17 protein-coding genes are annotated in these 14,797 nt (G+C 37.9%); 11 read left to right on the top strand and 6 right to left on the bottom strand.

What is annotated here, in order from left to right:
- Nucleotides 1-4 precede the first annotated feature (4 nt).
- The gene (locus BUL40_RS01890) at nucleotides 5-802 is read right to left on the bottom strand and encodes a universal stress protein (protein ID WP_010519559.1); all 798 of its coding nucleotides are present in this window, start codon (nucleotides 800-802) and stop codon (nucleotides 5-7) included.
- 48 nt (nucleotides 803-850) lie between these two features.
- On the opposite strand from BUL40_RS01890, the gene BUL40_RS01885 reads away from it, so the two are divergent.
- From BUL40_RS01885 to BUL40_RS01860, 6 genes are all read left to right on the top strand, one after another.
- Nucleotides 851-1,351 (top strand): GNAT family N-acetyltransferase, encoded by a 501-nt coding sequence (locus BUL40_RS01885; RefSeq protein ID WP_080317842.1) that lies wholly within the window; start codon nucleotides 851-853, stop codon nucleotides 1,349-1,351.
- A 2-nt stretch (nucleotides 1,352-1,353) separates the two neighbouring features.
- Entirely contained in the window at nucleotides 1,354-2,694 is a 1,341-nt protein-coding gene (locus BUL40_RS01880; protein WP_244901801.1) for an MATE family efflux transporter, read from the top strand.
- A gap of 20 nt (nucleotides 2,695-2,714) precedes the next feature.
- The gene (locus tag BUL40_RS01875) at nucleotides 2,715-3,482 is read left to right on the top strand and encodes an enoyl-CoA hydratase/isomerase family protein (RefSeq protein ID WP_080317841.1); all 768 of its coding nucleotides are present in this window, start codon (nucleotides 2,715-2,717) and stop codon (nucleotides 3,480-3,482) included.
- A gap of 33 nt (nucleotides 3,483-3,515) precedes the next feature.
- Nucleotides 3,516-3,989, top strand: coding sequence for a DUF4199 domain-containing protein (locus tag BUL40_RS01870; protein WP_080317840.1), 474 nt, complete (start codon nucleotides 3,516-3,518; stop codon nucleotides 3,987-3,989).
- Nucleotides 3,990-4,113: 124 nt separating this feature from the next.
- Complete coding sequence (locus BUL40_RS01865) at nucleotides 4,114-4,536, top strand: DUF3592 domain-containing protein (protein WP_080317839.1); 423 nt, start codon at nucleotides 4,114-4,116, stop codon at nucleotides 4,534-4,536.
- Between the two features lie 31 nt (nucleotides 4,537-4,567).
- Complete coding sequence (locus BUL40_RS01860) at nucleotides 4,568-5,341, top strand: UDP-2,3-diacylglucosamine diphosphatase (protein ID WP_080318018.1); 774 nt, start codon at nucleotides 4,568-4,570, stop codon at nucleotides 5,339-5,341.
- Between the two features lie 240 nt (nucleotides 5,342-5,581).
- On the opposite strand, the gene BUL40_RS01855 is transcribed toward BUL40_RS01860, so the two are convergent.
- Genes BUL40_RS01855 through BUL40_RS01845 form a run of 3 tightly spaced genes read right to left on the bottom strand, consistent with a single transcriptional unit; the run spans nucleotide 5,582 to nucleotide 8,992 of the window.
- Entirely contained in the window at nucleotides 5,582-6,853 is a 1,272-nt protein-coding gene (locus BUL40_RS01855) for an MFS transporter (protein ID WP_080317838.1), read from the bottom strand.
- 15 nt (nucleotides 6,854-6,868) lie between these two features.
- Nucleotides 6,869-8,557: a single-stranded-DNA-specific exonuclease RecJ gene (recJ, locus tag BUL40_RS01850; RefSeq protein WP_080317837.1), complete on the bottom strand. Its 1,689-nt coding sequence runs from the start codon at nucleotides 8,555-8,557 to the stop codon at nucleotides 6,869-6,871.
- Nucleotides 8,558-8,563: 6 nt separating this feature from the next.
- The gene (locus BUL40_RS01845) at nucleotides 8,564-8,992 is read right to left on the bottom strand and encodes an OsmC family protein (protein WP_010519550.1); all 429 of its coding nucleotides are present in this window, start codon (nucleotides 8,990-8,992) and stop codon (nucleotides 8,564-8,566) included.
- Nucleotides 8,993-9,049: 57 nt separating this feature from the next.
- Between BUL40_RS01845 and BUL40_RS01840 the strand changes: the two genes are divergently transcribed.
- Nucleotides 9,050-9,652 carry a carboxymuconolactone decarboxylase family protein gene (locus tag BUL40_RS01840; protein WP_080317836.1) on the top strand — a complete coding sequence of 201 codons (603 nt, stop codon included), beginning with the start codon at nucleotides 9,050-9,052 and terminating at the stop codon, nucleotides 9,650-9,652.
- Nucleotides 9,653-9,803: 151 nt separating this feature from the next.
- On the opposite strand, the gene rsmI is transcribed toward BUL40_RS01840, so the two are convergent.
- Together rsmI and BUL40_RS01830 are read right to left on the bottom strand one after the other, a co-directional pair.
- Nucleotides 9,804-10,475 carry a 16S rRNA (cytidine(1402)-2'-O)-methyltransferase gene (gene rsmI / locus BUL40_RS01835; protein ID WP_080317835.1) on the bottom strand — a complete coding sequence of 224 codons (672 nt, stop codon included), beginning with the start codon at nucleotides 10,473-10,475 and terminating at the stop codon, nucleotides 9,804-9,806.
- 49 nt (nucleotides 10,476-10,524) lie between these two features.
- Nucleotides 10,525-11,196: a hypothetical protein gene (locus BUL40_RS01830; protein ID WP_010519547.1), complete on the bottom strand. Its 672-nt coding sequence runs from the start codon at nucleotides 11,194-11,196 to the stop codon at nucleotides 10,525-10,527.
- Between the two features lie 156 nt (nucleotides 11,197-11,352).
- On the opposite strand from BUL40_RS01830, the gene BUL40_RS01825 reads away from it, so the two are divergent.
- The 4 genes from BUL40_RS01825 to BUL40_RS01810 all read left to right on the top strand — a co-directional run bounded on the left by BUL40_RS01825 (nucleotide 11,353) and on the right by BUL40_RS01810 (nucleotide 14,767).
- The gene (locus tag BUL40_RS01825; RefSeq protein ID WP_010519546.1) at nucleotides 11,353-11,997 is read left to right on the top strand and encodes a thymidine kinase; all 645 of its coding nucleotides are present in this window, start codon (nucleotides 11,353-11,355) and stop codon (nucleotides 11,995-11,997) included.
- Nucleotides 11,990-13,093, top strand: a complete 1,104-nt coding sequence (alr, locus tag BUL40_RS01820) for an alanine racemase (RefSeq protein ID WP_080317834.1) — start codon at nucleotides 11,990-11,992, stop codon at nucleotides 13,091-13,093. Before BUL40_RS01825 ends, alr begins: the two co-directional genes overlap by 8 nt.
- Nucleotides 13,094-13,170: 77 nt before the next feature.
- Nucleotides 13,171-13,572: a large-conductance mechanosensitive channel protein MscL gene (mscL, locus tag BUL40_RS01815; RefSeq protein WP_010519544.1), complete on the top strand. Its 402-nt coding sequence runs from the start codon at nucleotides 13,171-13,173 to the stop codon at nucleotides 13,570-13,572.
- 205 nt (nucleotides 13,573-13,777) lie between these two features.
- The gene (locus BUL40_RS01810; protein ID WP_080317833.1) at nucleotides 13,778-14,767 is read left to right on the top strand and encodes an aspartate-semialdehyde dehydrogenase; all 990 of its coding nucleotides are present in this window, start codon (nucleotides 13,778-13,780) and stop codon (nucleotides 14,765-14,767) included.
- Nucleotides 14,768-14,797 lie beyond the last annotated feature (30 nt).

The following is a 14,797-nucleotide window of genomic DNA, read 5'->3' as shown; positions in this document are numbered from 1 at the left end:
GCGTTTAATACTTTTTAACACTAAGTACCAAAACAGGTACAGGGGCATAAAATTCCGACTTTAAAATGGTACTTTTTTCCCAAAGCTTTTTAAAAAACCCACGTTTGCGCCTAAAGACACATAACAAATCTGGTTTTTTTTCTTGAAAATGTTCTAGCACCCCATGGTAAGTAGTTTGGTTTTCTGTTATTGTTAGATTCTTGCTTAAATCTAAAAGAGCCGTGTTTATCTGTAAGTCGTCATCTGTATAACCAGGTGTTTTAACCATTAACAGATTTACACTTGCCTTAAAATTGTTTACAACCTCTAATAGGGGGTGTAATATTCTACTACGTTTTAACACACCAGATTTAAAGGCAACTAAAACACTTTTAACAGGTATATACTTGTATTCTTTGGGTACAATCAATGCAGGGATATTGGTTTGCTTAATAATTCTACCAGTAGTATTTCCTAGATAATACTCTTCATTTACATCATTGCTTTTAGGGGCAAGTATTAATAAGTCTATCCCCAATTCTTTGTTTATTTGGTTAAGGCCATCAATTATATCCCCGTTGTAAGATGCAATACTAACAGACACACCTTTGGTATCTATTTGGTTAATATATTCCTTTATTTGCTCTCTACCTGTAGATGCAACCTTTTCTGTAACATTAGACAAACTCCCAGCAACGGTAGCCACGGTAAATACATCCATAACAAATACTTTGGCACCCATATCTGCAGCAAAGCCTACTGCGTATTCTAAGGTTTTTACTGCATTTGGGGACGTGCCCATTGGGACCAAGATATTTTTCATAATTAGGTTGATTTTAATATAGTTTAAATTTACACATTAAATCTGAACATGATACGATCTGCAACCAAGAACGACGTGCCTAAAATCATGGAAAATTGCCGTGCCTGCGCTAACCACATGATAGCCAATGGCATTTATCAATGGAACGATGAATATCCTAATGCAACAGCTTTTTTAAATGATATAGCAAGGGGAGAACTATTCGTTCTTACGGAAGAAGATAAAATAATTGGAACCATTGTAGTTTCTACATTAATGGACCAAGAATACGTTCCCATTAAGTGGTTAACACCCAACAAAAACAATATTTATATTCATAGATTAAGCGTACATCCTAATTATCAAAAAAAGGGGTATGCCAAAAAACTTATGGATTTTGCAGAAAATATAGCCCAACAAAAGAATTATAATTCAGTTCGTCTAGACACCTTTTCTAAAAACCAAAGAAATCAAAGATTTTATGAAGCTAGAGGTTATCAAAAATTAGGTGATATCTATTTTCCAAAACAAAGCAATTTTCCGTTCTACTGTTATGAATTAGTTTTGTAAACGTGCACAACAAGACTATCGTTTCATTTAAAACAATCAATAAATTAGCTATACCAGCAACTATAGCCGGCATAGCGGAACCACTATTGTCTATTACAGATACGGCAATTGTGGGCAATATACCCGTAAATGGCGTGGCATCTTTGGCCGCCGCCGGTATTGTGGGCTCCTTCTTATCAATGCTGGTTTGGGTATTAGGCCAAACTAGAAGTGCCATTTCAGCTTTGATTTCTCAGTATTTGGGCGCAAATAAGCTTAATAAAATTGCCGATATGCCCGCGCAAGCCATCTTTTTGAATATTTCGCTGAGTATTTTGCTAGTATTGATAAGCCTGTTTTTTGCAGAAGATATTTTTGGTCTATTTGAAGCGTCCGGTCTAATTTTAGAATACTGTGTATCCTATTTCAGCATTAGGGTTTGGGGTCTACCTCTTACCCTCTTTACCTTTGCCCTGTTTGGTATTTTTAGAGGTTTACAAAATACGTTTTATCCAATGGTAATTGCCATTACAGGTGCCGCTCTAAATGTTGTTTTAGATTTTGCACTTGTTTATGGAGTTGAAGGTCTTATACCAGCTCTATATTTAGAGGGTGCGGCATATGCCAGTTTAATTTCTCAAGCAGTTATGGCTATTGCTGTTTTAATCGTGTTTCGCCTAAAAACCAATATCTCCTTAAACCTTCGATTCCCTTTTAATAGAGAAATCAAAAACTTAATTGGGATGAGTTTAAATTTATTTATACGCACCTTGGCTCTAAATGCAGCATTAATTGTTGCCGTTAGAGAAGCTACTTTATTGGGTAATAATTACATTGGAGCACATACCATAGCTATTAACCTTTGGATGTTTTCTGCCTTTTTTATAGATGGTTACGCAGCTGCAGGTAATAGTATGGCCGGCAAATTATTAGGTGCCAAAGATTATAAAGGGCTATGGAAGTTAGCCAAAAAAGTATTTCTAAATGGCTGGATAATAAGTATTGCACTTATGTGCTTGGGCTTTATTTTCTACAAACCTTTAGGAAGATTATTTTCTAACGACCAACCCGTGCTAGCAGCTTTTTACAGCATCTTTTTTATTGTGATTTTAGGTTTACCAATGAATGCCATCGCTTTTATTTATGATGGAATTTTTAAGGGAATGGGACAAATGAAATACCTTAGAAATGTATTACTTGCGGCCACCTTTTTAGGTTTTTTCCCTACACTGTACATTGGTAAATTTCTAGGAGGTGGGTTTTATGCTATCTGGATTGCTTTTGTAGTTTGGATGGCTATTAGAGGAGGAGCTTTGGTTTTTCAATTTAGAAAGAAATTTAAACCACTATTGCAAAACCCTTAATTTTACACCAAAAGATATCCATGGGCACCACTAGAGAAAACGGAAGTTTATATGTTAACATAGAAAATAATATAGCTACAATAGAGTTTGGGCATCCTGCAAGTAATTCCTTTGTATCTGAATTATTAGAACGTTTGGCTAATTCTTTCAAAGAACTTTCTGCTAATACATCCGTACACTTGATAATTTTAAAATCTGAAGGGGAACGCGCCTTTTGTGCAGGGGCATCTTTTGAAGAGCTAGTTGCCGTGTCTACTTTAGAAGAAGGTAAAACCTTTTTTAGTGGCTTTGCTAAGGTTATCAATGCCATGCGGGTTTGTAAGCAACCAATAATAGGTCGGGTTCAAGGCAAAACCGTTGGAGGTGGCGTAGGTCTGGTTGCTGCATGTGATTATGTGTATGCCACGGAAGCTGCTTCCATAAAATTGTCAGAACTTTCTATAGGCATTGGCCCCTTTGTTATTGCACCAGCGGTAGAACGTAAAATTGGCAAAGTTGGTTTAGCAGAACTGTCATTAGCTCCAACCGAATGGAAAAATGCATATTGGGCCAAAGAAAAAGGGTTATATGCTCGAGTTTTTGAAACTATTACAGAAATGGATAAAGAACTAGACTTTCATAGTCAAAGCCTTGCAAAATATAATCCGGAAGCCTTAATACAAATGAAAAAAATACTTTGGGAAGGAACGAACAACTGGGATTCCCTACTACTACAAAGAGCGGAAATTACCGGTGAACTTGCCTTATCCAAGGCTACCAAGATGGCTTTAGATAAGTTTAAAAAATAATCTTATCTTACTGGTAACCAATAACAAAACCATATGAAAACCATTAAAACTGAAATAAAATGGGGTATAATTTTTACCCTAACCGCCTTGCTATGGATGGTGCTAGAAAAAGCTTTGGGTTGGCATGACGAACAAATTGCCAAACATGCAATTTATACCAATCTTTTTGCCATACCTGCCATATTGATTTTTGTTTTTGCCTTGAAAGAAAAACGAGACAAAGACTATAATGGCCACATGACCTGGGTTCAAGGTTTTGTTGCCGGAGTAGTTATATCCCTGTTCGTTGCATTATTAACGCCTTTAAGTCAGTACCTTACACATAGCTTTATAACACCAGATTATTTTTCTAACGCTATTGAACATGCTGTTTCTCAAGGCCAAGACAGAGGCCAGATGGAAGCCTATTTTAATTTAAACAGTTATTTATTTCAAAGTGCCTTGGGCGCTGTTATCATGGGAGTTGTAACTTCTGCCATTGTAGCCCTATTTTTAAAGAAAAAATAAATGGAACTATTAGATATATTAAATAGCGACTTAGTAATGCCTTTTTTAGCCTTACTTGTAATTGGTGTTTATATTTTTACCAGATATAGAAATAACAAAAAATACAAGCGATAAATAGAATTTAATGGCAAAATCCATGGGGTGGGTTATCTTTTATAGTTTTTTACTGCTGCTTGGCCTAGGGTTAAGCTATACGGCCTATACCCAGTTTATGCATACCAAGAAGCTTTTAGCAACAGGTATTAAGACTAAGGCAACCATTATAGGTTATAAAACTTCACGTGGTGAAAGCAATACCCTTTACAGCCCCGTATTTGAGTATACAGACCACCAAAACCAAAAACAAACGTACACCAGCACAATAGATTCTTATCCACCACCTTACGAAATTAATGATGTGGTGTCTATAATTTATGATAAAAAGAACACTTCAAAAATGAAAGTGTTATCCTTTTGGGATTTATATCGCGGTAGCGTAATAACTTTCATGATAGCATCGCCGTTATTGGTCATAGGATTTTCCTATTTGGCTTACAGGCTTGGTTAATGCACAACTAGAAATCCTATCTTTGCCCCCAATGGATATTAAAAACTTAGCAGAAGGCAAAAAAGTTTACTTTGCCAGTGATAACCATTTGGGAGCACCCAACTTTAAAGAAAGCCTACCCAGAGAAAAACGTTTTGTTGCTTGGCTAGATCATATTAAAAAGGATGCAGCAGCTATTTTCTTAATGGGAGATTTGTTTGACTTTTGGTTTGAATATAAAAAAGTAGTCCCTAAAGGGTTTACCCGTACTCTGGGCAAACTCGCAGAGCTTTCAGACGCTGGTATTCAAATTCATTATTTTGTGGGCAACCATGACCTTTGGATGAATGGTTATTTTGAAGAAGAACTAAATATACCCGTTTATCACAAGCCCATGCAGTTTGTAATTAATAATACTTCTTTCTTTATTGGTCATGGCGATGGTTTAGGGCCGGGAGATACTGGTTTTAAGTTGATGAAAAAAGTATTTGTAAATCCAGTTTCTAAATGGTTCTTTAGGTGGTTGCATCCAGACTTGGGCGTTAAACTGGCACAATACCTATCTGTGAACAATAAAGTTATTTCTGGGGATGCAGATGCTAATTTTTTAGGTGAGGATAAAGAATGGCTCATACAATATGCCAAACGTAAATTAGAAACCCAGCATTATGATTATTTTGTTTTTGGCCACAGACATTTACCCATGAAAATTGAATTAAATAGTAATTCTACCTATATAAATCTAGGAGACTGGATAAAATATTACACCTACGCAGTATTTGACGGAAAAGAACTAGTGCTCAATAAACTAGAAACAACGTTGTAGGTATTATCCTACAACTTGTTTTGGTGCTTTCACAACAATAAATTCTTTAAACTTTTTTGTCGCTGTAGTTTTGGAATAACAAATTAGAAATAGTTCCAAATCTATATGCTTAGACACAGGGATAATCCAAATTTTTGAACTAACCTACAGCACTAAAATCTATCCCCCAATTCTTGGATTAAGGTGCAACCAAATCTTAATTACCTACTGAAAAAAATCTCTTTCTAGAAAGGGATTTTTTTATTTTTCTGCCTCTTGTTCCTCTACGTCCTTAGATAAGTCTAGTTTTCTAAAACTAGGTGAAAAAATAGCCATGCCGCCCACCGTAAGTAAAGTCATGGTGCCGCCAAATATAACGGCCCTTACCGTACCAAACAATTTCGCCGTAACCCCGCTCTCAAATGCTCCCAATTCATTACTAGATCCAACAAAGATTGAATTTACAGAGGCCACCCTACCGCGCATATTATCCGGTGTTTTTAATTGCAGAATGGTTTGTCTAATAATCATGCTTACACCATCTACAGCACCACTTAAGAACAAAGCCAAGACAGATAACCAAAAGAGCTTGGAAAGACCAAATATTAGAATACAAAGTCCAAATCCAAAAACGGCCCATAACAACTTCTTGCCCGCATTTTTGTGTAGCGGAAAACGAGTACTAGCCAACATGGTAATAGATGCGCCTACCGCAGGTGCTGCCCTTAAAATACCAAAACCCTCTGAACCTACCTTTAAAATATCTTGCGCAAATATGGGTAGCAAAGCTACCGCACCACCAAATAAAACCGCGATCATATCTAAACTCAACGCTCCTAAAATAGCCTTGGTACTAAATACAAATTTGAGTCCGTCTTTAAGACTTTGTAAAACCGGCTCTCCTAGTTTTGGGTTTAAAATTGGCTTTTTCTTAATTTGTGATAAGAATAGTAAAGCCAAGACACTAAAACCAAAAATTACGCACATAGACCAGTGCACACCTATCCAACTAATGGAAAATCCTGCCAAGGCAGGCCCTAAAACCGATGCAAATTGCCACGTAGAACTACTCCAAGTAGCCGCATTTGGATAAATACGCTTGGGTACAATCAAAGCGATTAAGGAAAAAATAGTGGGGCCAATAAAAGCACGTACCAAGCCACCAATAAAAACCAAGGCATATATGCTATATAAAATAGTTTTTTGGTCATACTTTTCTGCCACACTAGGTGCACTAATTAAAAATAGTCCCAAACTTACCAGCGTAAAGCCCAAAATACATTTTACCAGTAAGTTTCGCTTTTCGTTTTGATCTACAAAATGCCCTGCAAACAAGGCTATACTAATAGCAGGTATTATTTCCATTAAACCAATTATACCCAAAGCCAATGGGTCTTTGGTTAAACTATAAACTTGCCATTCTATAACTATAAACTGCATAGACCAAGCAAACACCATAGCAAAACGTACCAATAAAAAAATATTGAACTCCCTAAAACGAAGGGCTGCGTAAGGGTCTAATTTTTTAGACATAAAAGAAAAATAGCATTACTTAATATCTTTAATTTTTAACTGCAAACTTACGTTACCGTTCCATTCGTTTTCGTCTAATGTGTATGCAATAGCAACAGAATTATGATTTTTTAACAGCGATAGCTTTTTTCCTAGGTTAAAACCAATGGCACTAATTGGCCCAGCTCCATTTTTTGTGACCGCCATCTTTAAGTGGGCTTCTTCTTGCCCTACTCCCTTAGCATAACCGGTATCCTTTACATTCTCTGTCATAAAAACCGGTGTCATATTTCCTGGTCCAAAAGGTGCAAATTGTTTTATTATCCGCATTAGTTTAGGCGTAATCTGATTCAATTCTAGAATAGCATCTATATGTAACTCTGGGGTAAGTAATTTGGCATCTATAGTAGTAGATACCACTTCTTCAAACTTCTTTTTGAATTCTGCATATTGCTCTTCTAACAAGGTAAGGCCCGCAGCATACTTATGCCCTCCAAATTGCTCAATGCAATCCGCACAAGCTTCCAAGGCGTTGTATACGTCAAAACCTTTCACAGACCTTGCAGATGCCGCCAATTTATTGCCGCTTTTTGTAAAAACCAGGGTAGGCCTATAGTAAGTCTCGGTAAGCCTAGATGCAACAATACCAATTACGCCCTTGTGCCAATCTTCTTGATATACCACAGAAGTATACTTTTCTTCTTCCTTGTTTGCCACTATTTGCTGTAGGGCCTCTTGGGTAATGGTTCTGTCCAAACCTTTACGGTCTGTGTTGAATTCTTCTATTTCTTTTGCAAAATTTTCTGCTTGTGCATAATTAGTCTCTACCAACAAATTAACCGCATGCTGGCCGTGTTCCATACGCCCAGCAGCATTTATACGTGGTGCAATAACAAAAACCACATCGGTTATTGTAAGTCTATTTTTCTTAAGCTGATTAATTATAGCCTTTATCCCTGTTCTAGGTTGGCTGTTAATTACTTCCAATCCGTAATAGGCCAATACCCTGTTTTCTCCAGTTATAGGTACAATATCCGCAGCAATTGCTGTTGCCACTAGGTCTAAATAGGGTAACAAGGCATCTATTCCCAAACCTTCTTCTGCAGCTAGTGCTTGTATTAACTTAAAGCCTACCCCGCAACCGCATAATTCTTTATAGGGGTAAGAACAATCTTCTTGTTTAGGGTCTAATACCGCAACCGCACTGGGCACTTGCTCTCCGGGTCGGTGGTGGTCACAGATTATAAAGTCAATGCCTTTTTCTTTTGCATAAGCCACTTTATCCAAGGCTTTAATACCACAATCCAAGGCAATAATCAAAGTAAACTCATTATCCTCTGCAAAGTCAATACCCTTAAAAGAAACACCATATCCTTCGGTATACCGATCTGGTATGTAGGTTGCCACCTTGGGGTAACGCTCTAGCAGAAAGCTACTCATTAAAGCTACCGCAGTGGTACCGTCAACGTCATAATCGCCATATACCAAAATATTCTCCCCATCCTCTATAGCCTTTACTATCCTATGCACGGCCTTATCCATATCTTTCATTAAATAAGGATCATGCAGGTGTTTTAACTCTGGTCTAAAGAATTTTTTGGCTTCCTCATAATTGGTAATACCGCGTTGCACGAGTAAATGCGCTACCAAACCATCAACATTTAATGCTGTTGCCAAGGCATCGACCATTTTTTGTTCTGGTTTTGGCTTAATGGTCCAACGCATATAGAATTAGCCTTTTGTAAAAACTGTTTTGATTTCCAAATCTGCAAATCGTCTAAACATTTCCATTACGCCACAATATTTTTCAACACTTAAATCTACGGCGCGCTGTAGTTTGGCTTCGTTTAGATTATTACCAGTAAAATGATATTCAATGACCACCTTATCGTAATACTTAGGGTGTTCGTCCGTAAGATTGGCTATGGTATGTATTCTAAAATCCTTAACCTCTAATTTCATCTTTTTAATTAACGAAGCAACATCTAATCCAGAGCAGCCAGCTAAACCAGAAAGCATTAAAGCTTTAGGGCGTAACCCACTTCCCTCGCCCCCATCATCTGGTCCAGCGTCTATTTTTAGGGTATGACCAGACGGGTTGGTACTTTCAAACGCCATGTTGCCCAACCAAGTTGTAATGATATGATTTGTATTTGCCATAAGATTTCGTTTCTTGTTAAAGAATAAAAATACGGCAACAAAACTAAATAGAAGAACATGGCATTAGTTAATCCCCTAAACCCAGAACACGATCAAGAAACTAAGGAGTTGGCAGCTTTTTTTAATGAGACATTGGGTTTTTGTCCAAATTCGGTCTTGACCATGCAACACAGACCTGCCATTTCAAAAGCATTTATAAATCTGAACAAAGCAGTAATGGCCAACGAGGGTAAAGTTACCTCGGCCTTAAAACGAATGATTGCTTGGGTAAGCAGTAATGCTACTGGTTGTAGGTATTGCCAAGCCCATGCCATACGTGCTGCGGAACGCTATGGTGCAGAACAAGAGCAATTAGAAAATATTTGGGAATACCGTAGCCACCCAGCTTTTTCTGAGGCCGAACGTGCGGCGCTAGACTTTTCTTTGGCGGCATCACAAGTGCCTAACACCGTAAACGCAGAAATAAAAAAACGTTTACACGAACATTGGACGGCTGGTGAGATAGTAGAAATCTTGGGTGTTATTTCTCTTTTTGGGTATTTAAACAGATGGAATGATTCTATGGGTACGGATATTGAAGAAGGTGCCGTTGAAAGCGGAAAACACTATCTGGGAAAATATGGCTGGGAGAAAGGTAAGCATGATGGAAGTATGTATTAGCAATTTACTACTTATTACAAAAAGTATCTAACGCTTTTCTTTTTGCTAGCGGAACAGGAAACAGAAGATTTTTAAAATTGGAAAACTTTTAGGGTCTACCCGATAATCTACCATGAATACAAACTTCCCTTAAATGCTCAGCTAAAAGCAATCATTTCTTACCACCAACAACTAAAACAAATTCTCCTTTTGGTGGGTGCGTAGTAAAGTGCTCCAATACTTCTGTAACGGTTCCCCTTACGGTTTCTTCATACATTTTGGTTAATTCCCTGGAGACAGATATTGGCCTATCCGCACCAAAAAAATCTGCGAATTGTGTTAAGGTCTTTACCAATTTGTGTGGACTTTCATAAAAAATAATTGTCCTGGTTTCTTCTGCCAACAATTGTAGGCGTGTTTGGCGCCCTTTTTTAATCGGGAGAAAGCCTTCAAACACAAATTTATCGTTAGGTAAACCACTATTGACCAGGGCAGGTACAAAAGCCGTAGCTCCCGGTAAACATTCTACCTCTATATTGTTTTCAACACAGGCCCGTGTGAGTAAAAATCCAGGATCAGAAATAGCAGGAGTGCCCGCGTCTGAAATTAATGCAATTACCAAGCCAGTTTGTAGTTTTTTCAAAAGTTGGTCTACGGTCTTATGCTCGTTATGCATATGATGGCTTTGCATAGGAGTATCAATTTCAAAATGCCCCAAGAGCTTACCACTGGTACGGGTGTCTTCTGCCAAAATTAAGTCTACGGACTGCAAAACCTTTATAGCCCTAAAGGTCATGTCTTCCAAATTACCAATTGGTGTGGGCACCAAGTACAATTTTCCCATATTTTACGGTATACCTGTTTTATCTACGGTTTATTGCAATAAGTAGTGGTTATGCAAACCGTCTTTGTATTATTTGCTTAAAACGTGTCTCGTATTCCTCTTTGCCTGCCCAATTATTGTATTCTGGCTTTACCATGTTGTCTATAAATTCTATAGATTTTGCCTCTGAGCCTATAGTGTTCAATTGCGAAATAACCCGTGTATAATCTTCCATACTACCACCAAATAGTTGACCCACAAATGCTAAACGATCGTTTAAACCTATTTGTAGCTCCTTATTCAGCTTATCGTTCAAGGATTTTGCCGTGGCTGGTGTTGCAGTTTCCGGAGCCAAGATTTCCTTTTCGTTCTTCATGGTCTGGGGCTTTGCTATAAAATCGCCAAATATGTATTCCAAGGCTTCATTGGGCATTTCTGAAACCATATCTTTTATAGTATCCATACCGGGTGTAATGATATCCTCGTCGTGCGGATTATTCTCTGGCACCTGTTTGTTATCATTTAAAACAGCTGTTGCCATGGTTTCAAACTTGGCAGCGATAGCATTTTTAGATACATCTACTTCAAGGTCATTCAGTTTTTCGTCAATGAATTTTAGTACGGCAATTTTTTCGTACAAGTTTTTGGCCGTGTCGTACAATGCAGCTAGTTCCTTGTCTTCGCGGCTAGTAATTATCTCTGTTGCCAGCTTAATCAATTCTTCCCTTAACTTTCTTTTCATCGCACTAATTCTTTAACTATAAATGTAATACCAAAACGGAATTTGTACTGAGAACAAAAGGTTAAATTTTAACGTTTAATCCGCTATAAATTTTTAGTAGCTTTGTTCCTCTTGTGCCATAGAGGCATTTCCGTAATTAAGCATTAAAAATACAACATGTTTCTCGAAAACACCGTAAACCACAAAGAACAGTTTGGATGGATAGAAGTAATCTGTGGTTCTATGTTCTCTGGTAAGACCGAGGAACTGATAAGGCGACTTAAACGTGCGCAATTTGCCAAACAAAAGGTTGAAATTTTTAAGCCTCAAGTAGACACTCGTTACGATGAGGAAATGGTAGTTTCCCATGATGCAAATGAGATACGTTCTACTCCGGTACCGGCCGCGGCTAATATTAGGCTTTTGGCAGATGGCTGTGATGTAGTAGGTATAGATGAAGCCCAGTTTTTTGATGATGAAATAGTATCTGTTTGCAATGACTTGGCCAACAAAGGCATACGTGTTGTAGTAGCCGGCCTAGATATGGATTTTAAGGGAAATCCTTTTGGTCCCATGCCTGCCCTTATGGCCACCGCAGAATACGTTACAAAAGTACACGCGGTTTGTACCCGAACGGGTAACTTGGCCAACTATAGTTTTAGAAAATCCAGTGACGATAAATTGGTCTTGTTAGGGGAGACCGAAGAATACGAACCGCTTAGCAGGGCTGCTTTTTTCAAAGCGATGTTGCGAGAAAAGGTTAAAAAGATGGATGTGCAGGCAGAAGAGATAGCCAAAAAAAACAAAGCGGCGAATGAGTAATGTTGAGGAAACCACCTTGTTCTTAGACCTAGATGCGCTAAGCCATAATTACCATTATTTAAAATCTAAAATAGAGAACGGCGCTAAATTTCTTGGGGTGGTAAAGGCGTTTGCCTATGGTAGTGACATGGTTGCCATTGCAAAAAAGCTAGAAGCACTGGGGGCAGATTACTTGGCCGTGGCTTATGCCAAAGAAGGTGTTTTGTTAAGAAACGCGGGCCTAACATTACCCATTTTGGTATTGCACCCCTTAAAGGCAAATTTTGAAGAGGTTATTCAATACAATTTAGAGCCAAACCTGTATAGCGAAAAAATAATTGCAGACTTTATTTACTTAGCCGAACAAAAAGGGGTTAAGAAATACCTTGTTCATCTAAAATTCAACACCGGTCTTAATAGACTTGGGCTTAAGGCAGAAAATATTGAAAATATCGCCAACAAGATAAATCAAACGGAAAGCGTTTTCATTAAAAGCGTATTATCCCATTTGGCAGCATCTGAAGATTTAGAAGAGAAAACCTTTAGCACCAACCAAATAGCGCACTTTATTAAAGATACTAATGCTTTATCTAAACTAATTGGTTACAAACCCATGATGCACATGTGCAATACTTCTGGTATTTTAAATTATCCAGAAGCACACTTTGATATGGTTAGAAGCGGCATTGGGCTATACGGTTATGGTAATGAAGCTAAGTACGATAAAGAGCTAAAACCTGTAGCTACGTTAAAAACGGTTATTTCACAAATACATTCCATAGAAAAAGGAGAAAGCATTGGCTATAACCGGGCCTTTGTTGCAGATAAACCTATGCGTACGGCAACTTTACCCATAGGCCATGCAGACGGTATAGGCAGACAATACGGAAACGGTAAAACCGCTGTACAAATACATCAGCATTGGGCACCTATAATCGGTAATGTTTGTATGGATATGATTATGGTAGATGTAACCGGTATACCATGCCAAGAAGGAGATGAAGTTTTACTTTTTGGTGCCAACCATAGTGCTGATAAAATGGCAGGCACGGCAAAAACCATTTCTTATGAATTGCTCACAGGAATCGGCGCTAGGGTAAAACGTAAAATTTTGTAGTGTTTTTTTGTTAAACACTTCTTAATTTTTGTGAATTTTGTACTTTCGCTATCTATTAACCATTATAATCTGTAAAAATGCTTAAAGAGTTTAAAGACTTTGCAATGAAAGGAAACCTAGTGGATATCGCTGTAGGTTTCGTAATGGGTGCTGCTTTTAACAAGGTAGTAGCCTCATTTACTGGTGGTATTGTTTCCCCACTTATCGGTTTAATATTTAATGCCGACTTTAAAGATTTAAAATACATTATAACTGAAGGTACCGTGAACGAGGCAGGAGAAACCGTTGGAGAGGTTGCCGTATTGTACGGAGAATTCTTAACCAACGTTATCGACTTTATCATTGTGGCATTTGTAATGTTCATGATCGTAAAGGGTGTTAACAAAATGAAGAAAAAAGAAGAAGAAGCGCCAGCTCCGGATCCAGGACCGTCTGAAAAAGACCTTTTGATGGAAATTAGAGATGCGTTGAAAAAATAATCGTAGCCTTTCCCAAATTAGGGAAGGACAACCGCTACACCTATTTTTAACTTTAAGCCGCCTACAGGAATCCTTGTGGGCGGTTTTTTTTAATTAAACCCAAATGTTATATTTATAACTTTTTGTTGTTTTTTATATATTTCAACCGAAAACGCTTGTTTACAAATTTACTAGACTTAACTTTACAACCTTAAATTTAAAACTGATGAAAGTAGCTGTAGTTGGCGCTACCGGTATGGTTGGCGAAGTAATGCTAAAAGTATTGGCAGAACGTAATTTTCCCATTTCAGAATTGTTATTGGTTGCTTCTGAGCGTTCCGTAGGTAAGAAATTGACATATAAAGGTGAAGAACATACGGTGATAGGGTTACAAACCGCTGTAGAATCAAAACCGGATATAGCCATCTTTTCTGCAGGCGGAGACACTTCTTTAACATGGGCGCCAAAATTTGCAGAAGTTGGTACCACTGTGGTAGATAATTCTTCTGCTTGGCGTATGGACCCAGATAAAAAGTTAGTAGTACCAGAAATAAATGCCAATGTTTTGTCCAAAGAAGACAAAATTATTGCCAATCCCAATTGTTCTACCATACAATTGGTTATGGCGTTAAACCCTTTACACAAAAAATATGGAATGAAACGCGTTATTGTTTCTACCTATCAGTCGGTTTCTGGAACAGGTGTTAAGGCAGTTGAACAAATGGAAAATGAGGCTCAAGGAATCAAAGGCGAAATGGCCTATCCTTATCCTATAAATAAGAATGCTTTACCACATTGCGATGTTTTCATGGAAAACGGTTACACCAAAGAAGAAATGAAATTGGCTCGTGAACCACAAAAAATATTGGACGATAGAACGTTTAGCATAACAGCTACTGCGGTTCGTATCCCTACTGCCGGGGGACATTCTGAAAGTGTTAATGTAGAGTTTCGCAATGATTTTGATTTAAATGAAGTTAGAGAAATTCTAAACAATACACCAGGTATAGTAGTGCAAGACAACCCAGCGGCAAATAGTTATCCTATGCCCATTTACGCGCACGATAAAGATGAGGTATTCGTTGGCCGCATGCGTAGAGATGAAACGCAACCCAACACATTAAATATGTGGATTGTTGCCGATAACTTAAGAAAAGGGGCAGCTACCAATGCCGTTCAAATTGCAGAGTACTTGGTGGCAAATAAACTTGTATAAAAGTTTAGCATCCAAAAAATATATGAGGGG

The sequence above is a fragment of the Croceivirga radicis genome (assembly GCF_002072105.2).
GTDB lineage: Bacteria > Bacteroidota > Bacteroidia > Flavobacteriales > Flavobacteriaceae > Croceivirga > Croceivirga radicis.
This window is presented reverse-complemented; position numbering and strand designations above follow the sequence as displayed.

What these genes read in the sequence shown, in the direction of transcription:
- BUL40_RS01890 (WP_010519559.1), bottom strand. Translation starts at nt 802, where the DNA reads ATGAAAAATATCTTGGTCCCAATGGGCACGTCCCCAAATGCAGTAAAA.
- BUL40_RS01885 (WP_080317842.1), top strand. Translation starts at nt 851, where the DNA reads ATGATACGATCTGCAACCAAGAACGACGTGCCTAAAATCATGGAAAAT.
- BUL40_RS01875 (WP_080317841.1), top strand. Translation starts at nt 2,715, where the DNA reads ATGGGCACCACTAGAGAAAACGGAAGTTTATATGTTAACATAGAAAAT.
- BUL40_RS01870 (WP_080317840.1), top strand. Translation starts at nt 3,516, where the DNA reads ATGAAAACCATTAAAACTGAAATAAAATGGGGTATAATTTTTACCCTA.
- BUL40_RS01865 (WP_080317839.1), top strand. Translation starts at nt 4,114, where the DNA reads ATGGCAAAATCCATGGGGTGGGTTATCTTTTATAGTTTTTTACTGCTG.
- BUL40_RS01860 (WP_080318018.1), top strand. Translation starts at nt 4,568, where the DNA reads ATGGATATTAAAAACTTAGCAGAAGGCAAAAAAGTTTACTTTGCCAGT.
- BUL40_RS01855 (WP_080317838.1), bottom strand. Translation starts at nt 6,853, where the DNA reads ATGTCTAAAAAATTAGACCCTTACGCAGCCCTTCGTTTTAGGGAGTTC.
- recJ (WP_080317837.1), bottom strand. Translation starts at nt 8,557, where the DNA reads ATGCGTTGGACCATTAAGCCAAAACCAGAACAAAAAATGGTCGATGCC.
- BUL40_RS01845 (WP_010519550.1), bottom strand. Translation starts at nt 8,992, where the DNA reads ATGGCAAATACAAATCATATCATTACAACTTGGTTGGGCAACATGGCG.
- BUL40_RS01840 (WP_080317836.1), top strand. Translation starts at nt 9,050, where the DNA reads ATGGCATTAGTTAATCCCCTAAACCCAGAACACGATCAAGAAACTAAG.
- rsmI (WP_080317835.1), bottom strand. Translation starts at nt 10,475, where the DNA reads ATGGGAAAATTGTACTTGGTGCCCACACCAATTGGTAATTTGGAAGAC.
- BUL40_RS01830 (WP_010519547.1), bottom strand. Translation starts at nt 11,196, where the DNA reads ATGAAAAGAAAGTTAAGGGAAGAATTGATTAAGCTGGCAACAGAGATA.
- BUL40_RS01825 (WP_010519546.1), top strand. Translation starts at nt 11,353, where the DNA reads ATGTTTCTCGAAAACACCGTAAACCACAAAGAACAGTTTGGATGGATA.
- alr (WP_080317834.1), top strand. Translation starts at nt 11,990, where the DNA reads ATGAGTAATGTTGAGGAAACCACCTTGTTCTTAGACCTAGATGCGCTA.
- mscL (WP_010519544.1), top strand. Translation starts at nt 13,171, where the DNA reads ATGCTTAAAGAGTTTAAAGACTTTGCAATGAAAGGAAACCTAGTGGAT.
- BUL40_RS01810 (WP_080317833.1), top strand. Translation starts at nt 13,778, where the DNA reads ATGAAAGTAGCTGTAGTTGGCGCTACCGGTATGGTTGGCGAAGTAATG.